This window comes from Massilia violaceinigra, assembly GCF_002752675.1.
Taxonomy (GTDB): Bacteria; Pseudomonadota; Gammaproteobacteria; order Burkholderiales; family Burkholderiaceae_D; genus Telluria_A; species Telluria_A violaceinigra.
Genome location: NZ_CP024608.1, coordinates 5733453 through 5737885 on the forward strand (window position 1 = coordinate 5733453; position 4433 = coordinate 5737885).

The 4433-nt window shown below is 59.7% G+C and carries 4 protein-coding genes; 1 reads left to right on the top strand and 3 read right to left on the bottom strand.

Annotated elements, in window-relative coordinates:
- Positions 1-18 precede the first annotated feature (18 nt).
- Entirely contained in the window at positions 19-717 is a 699-nt protein-coding gene (locus CR152_RS24755; protein ID WP_099879422.1) for a DUF4386 family protein, read from the bottom strand.
- A 1072-nt stretch (positions 718-1789) separates the two neighbouring features.
- The gene (locus tag CR152_RS24765) at positions 1790-3100 is read right to left on the bottom strand and encodes an IS1380 family transposase (protein WP_099875410.1); all 1311 of its coding nucleotides are present in this window, start codon (positions 3098-3100) and stop codon (positions 1790-1792) included.
- Here CR152_RS24765 and CR152_RS24770 point away from each other — a divergent pair.
- On the top strand, positions 3094-3699 hold the full coding sequence (locus CR152_RS24770) for a diguanylate cyclase (protein WP_099882739.1): 606 nt from the start codon (positions 3094-3096) through the stop codon (positions 3697-3699). The genes CR152_RS24765 and CR152_RS24770 overlap by 7 nt on opposite strands.
- A gap of 105 nt (positions 3700-3804) precedes the next feature.
- Here CR152_RS24770 and CR152_RS24775 read toward each other — a convergent pair whose 3' ends face one another.
- Complete coding sequence (locus tag CR152_RS24775; protein WP_099879425.1) at positions 3805-4143, bottom strand: hypothetical protein; 339 nt, start codon at positions 4141-4143, stop codon at positions 3805-3807.
- Between the last annotated feature and the right edge of the window lie 290 nt (positions 4144-4433).

Genomic DNA, 4433 nt, shown 5'->3' on the forward strand with positions numbered 1-4433 from the left:
GCTTCAAAAATAGCTTCGTCAGGGCACCGTTCCAATGGCAGCTCCTTCACGGCCCGGCCCAAGGGCTGCCGGAGGCGATATCAACACAATCCCGAGCCAGACGAACCAGACAATCTGACCGATGCCGAAGACCGCGCCCAGTTCGCCAAGGGGTGGAATCAAGGTGAGCACACCGGCCGTCCCGGTGGCAATACCAACATAGTTGAGCGATCGCGGAAGGGCCGACAGGCGCAGCGCAACCACGCTCACCAGTATCACCCACAGCCCGCCAACCAATTCCACACCGCCGCCCAGCCCCTCCTGCACCGCGTTCAAGGTTCGCCACGCCACCGTGGCGGAGCGCGGGTCTTCCACGTACAGTTTGGCGACGGTGCTCAGGCCGACGTTAGCGATCATTCCCGTCGCAATCACCAGACCGGACCAGATCAGGCCAAACGCGCTGGCCACCCGCATCAGCATCTCCGCACCGCTGGCAAGCCTTGCATGAAGAGCGATCACCAGCACGGCAAGCACGGCGCCGAACACGACATAGATGACGATATTCCACGCTTTGAACAGCGCCGACATGCTCAGGACATGGCCCAGTTGTTGCTCGGGCGTGGCACTGGCACCACCTGCTGGCTGCAGCACGGTCAGCATGACGCTGAAGCCGACAATGTAGGCGAACGCTTCAAAGAAAGCGGCAATGCCCCCGATTTTCTGCCATTGTGTCTGCATTTGAGCTCCTTATCGTTGTGGCCTCAGACAGTAGCATCGACCGCGAGCACGCCGCCCAACGACGCGATGGACGAACCATTCAGATGGACAGAGCGCAAAAATCGCGGACGGATGAAAGCGCTTCCACCCTGATGGTTTTCCGATTCCCTTGTCGACAAGCTCGTCACCTCATCCGGCTAACCGAACGGCTCGCCTGCAGGAGTTCGTGGATAATTGATCTGGGTAACGATACTCACGAAATTACGAAGGTCCGATGAAGAGTGTAATGGCTGCCAGAAACGAAATTGACGCTAGCGCACCCCCAAGCCGGATGCAACGCTTAGCCAGCCTGGTCCTTACCAACGACCGCGACCAACGACGGGCCATCACGATGGTGTTGACCACCACCGCCCTGTACGCGGTCTGTCTTGCTCTATTGAGCTTTGGCGTCCTCTATGACGTGTTTCCCATAGAGAACATCGTCATTCTCGCCCTGCTGCTGACACTGGCCGGTCCGGTTTTTTACTTCATCATACGCAGCGGCCTCAATCTCCATTTCAGCGAGCCCAAGCTTGCTTTCCCGCAGGCGCTGGTGGCGCAGTCCATGGTTGCGTTCGCCTATGCGGTGTGCGGCCCGATTCATTCCGCCACGATCGTTTTCCTGGCCGTGGTCACCGTGTATGGCATGTTCGACATGAGCATGCGCCGGGTTCGCCTTGTCTTACTATATACCCTGACCGTGATGGGTCTTGTCATGGCATGGAAAGTGCGCACCGACCCGCACGTCTACCAGGGCCCGCTGGAACTCATGTATTTCGCCATGATGGCGACGTCCCTCACGGCCATCTCCATGCTATCGATGCTGGTATCTAAAATGCGCAAACGTCTGCGCAGCCAGAAGGACGAGCTGGCCCGGGCGCTAGCCCGGATATTTCATGAGTCTGCCAATCTGAGGGCCGGGGTGCGCCGAACATGGCTGCGGCATGTTGATTGCTCGCTTCCTGGTGTCGGTTCTGCCGCGCGGCCTGATTGCAGACGTAACTCCCCCTACCCCCGTTGCTTTATAGCGTGCCGGGGACAGCACTTGGCGGGCTTATGGTGCCAGCGCGCGGGCGGCAGTGAGGAAGACGTGCTTGAGTGGATGTTGGGATGCGAGCATGACGCGCACGCGCCGCGTGTTGCGCACGACGGCCGCGCCGATCTTGAGCAGTTTGATGCGGATCGTCGCCGTGCAGGCGCGTGCCAGTTCCGTGCCAACCAAAGCCAGGCGGCGCAAATTGATCATCAGGGTATAGGCGAACGCTGCCAGTAGCAGCCGCAGTTGGTTGGCCTGGAATTTATGGCAGCTCGCACGGCGTCCGAACAAATCGAGCTGCGCCTCCTTGATACGGTTCTCTGCTTCGCCACGGGCGCAATACACGCGTTCGTACAGTGCCTTGGGACCCCCAGTCAGGTTGGTGACGATGAAACGCGGGTTGGCGCCGCGCGCATCGTGTTCCAGCCGCGCGATGACGCGCCGTTGCCGATCCCACGTCCCCGCCGCATAAGTGAATTCTCCAATCATGCGCTGCTTGGAACCGGCCTTCTGATACATCTCGGCCAGTGCCAGTTCGGCCAACTCTACTCGTTGCAGCAACGCTGAGTTCTTTTGCAAGCCGACGATATAGTGCAGCCCCCATTTCTCGAAGCGGCGCAGAGCTTGATGACGGCAGAACCCGGAATCGCCGCGCACGATGATGCGGATGCGTGGCCAAGCCTGGCGCAAGCGCCGGGAGATCAATTTGATTAATGCGCTGAGGATACCGGCCGGATCGCGGCTGCTGGGCCGCAAGACGCAGGCGAGGATATCCTGGCCACAAAAGACGTACAGCGGCAAGTAACAGTAATTGTCGTAGTAGCGGTGGAAGTGGGACTTCTCTTGCTCTCCATGCAGCGGCATGTGGGTGGCATCGATGTCGAGCACCAGTTCCTTGGGCCGCTTAGCTTTGCTGGCGATGAACTGATCGAGCAGAACGCCATGCAGGGCGGCCGCCTGCGCGCGCGTGGAGGACGTTTCAAGCCGGCTCAGCGTCGGCGCCGAGGCCAAGTCATCGGCCCGGCCCACTGCCGTTTGCATGGCCAAGTCGCGGCGCAGCACATTGTGGTCACAGACGTCCTCCCAGCCACAGCACAGGCCGTACACGCGCTGCGCGAGCAAGTCGCGCATGCTGTGCGAAACGCTGGCACGACGGCGTCGATCCTCGAATACGCGCGCAATCGCTTTGCTTAAGCCGATGCGCTGATCCACTTGGCGCAGCAGCAGAACCCCGCCGTCGCTGACGATGTCGCCGCCGTCGAATGACGCCTCAACGACGCGCCGTCCAACCCTCCCCAACTTGATCGGTTCATTGGTACAATTTGGCATCGGCGGTCCCCGGTTGTGATTGGCGTCAGATACCAGTAACAACGCGCTTCGGCACGGGATCGCCGACCTCTACTCACGAAATATCCGGGCTAGAGCGCATACAGGTCGCAGCAACCCACGATGAACTGACCGGGCTGGACAACCGGCGCCACATGATCACCCTGCTGGGGGAGCACATCACCAGGCGCTCGCGTGGCGGACCCGGCTTTGCGGTAGCGCTCGCCGATATCGACTTTTTTAAAAACGTTAACGATACCCATGGCCACCGTGTCGGTGACGAGGCACTGATGACATTCGCTCACCTGGCGCGCGCCCAGCTGCGCAGTACCGACATCGTCGCACGCTGGGGAGGCGAGGAATTCTTGCTGTTGCTGCCGGAAACTAACCCTCCGGGCGACCCGCACACCGCAATCGAGCGGCTGCGCGGGGCGCTTGCGGCGGCATCGGCCAGCGCCCATGTTCCAGAGCTGCGGATTGCTTTCTCGACCGGCTTGACACGCTACATCGACGGTGAACCGATCGATGACATGATAGAACGGGCCGACCGCGCGCTGTACGCAGCGAAGGACGCCGGGCGCAACCGGACTGTGGCGGCATAAGATGGCGGCCGGGGATGCGGCCAACTAGCCGCTCGACGTGCTCGAGGGATCTTGGTGTGGATCGGCTTCCGCGCTACTCCTTGAAGTTTCATGATTTCCCCGGAGCTATTTAGAGCGGTTGAGCAAACCTACCTCGAATCCCTTCGGCCAATCCTCGGGTTTGCCAAGAGCGGCCTCTAGTATCCATTCCGGCGCTAAATTCTTATATTCTGGGTCAGCCGCAGAAATCATTACTAAGGCGAAATTTCCACCTCGCACGCCGGCAATTAAATCGGATAGCCGCCTAAGCTCGGCTATCCACTCGACCATTTGCTTATCGAGAATTATTTCTACTTCATCAAGTAGTGGCGTCAGAGGCTCGACTACCGGATCGATGGAACGATTATCCACCGGGTTCTCATTGACTTGTTGAATTAACGTATGCGTCTTCTTCCCCTGCTCCATTATTCCCCCTTAATTCATGAAGATAACGCCAGCCTTTCTAGCGTAACACACGCCCAGATACATTCGTCGGCAAAGCCATCTGGTCCCGCAGGTATGCCTAAATCAATCATCACGCGTTTGGCCGGGCTTACGGCGGTAATCTGTGCGGATTGACGACCTTGCTCCCGCGGTCGACGTCATGCAGCAGCAAGCACAACTCGCGCAGCCATTTTTTCGCACCCCGGATCGGGAGCGAGGCCCTGGCCCGGCCAGCGCTGTAGTGCGTGCAACGCTCAGCGCGCACCTTGCCG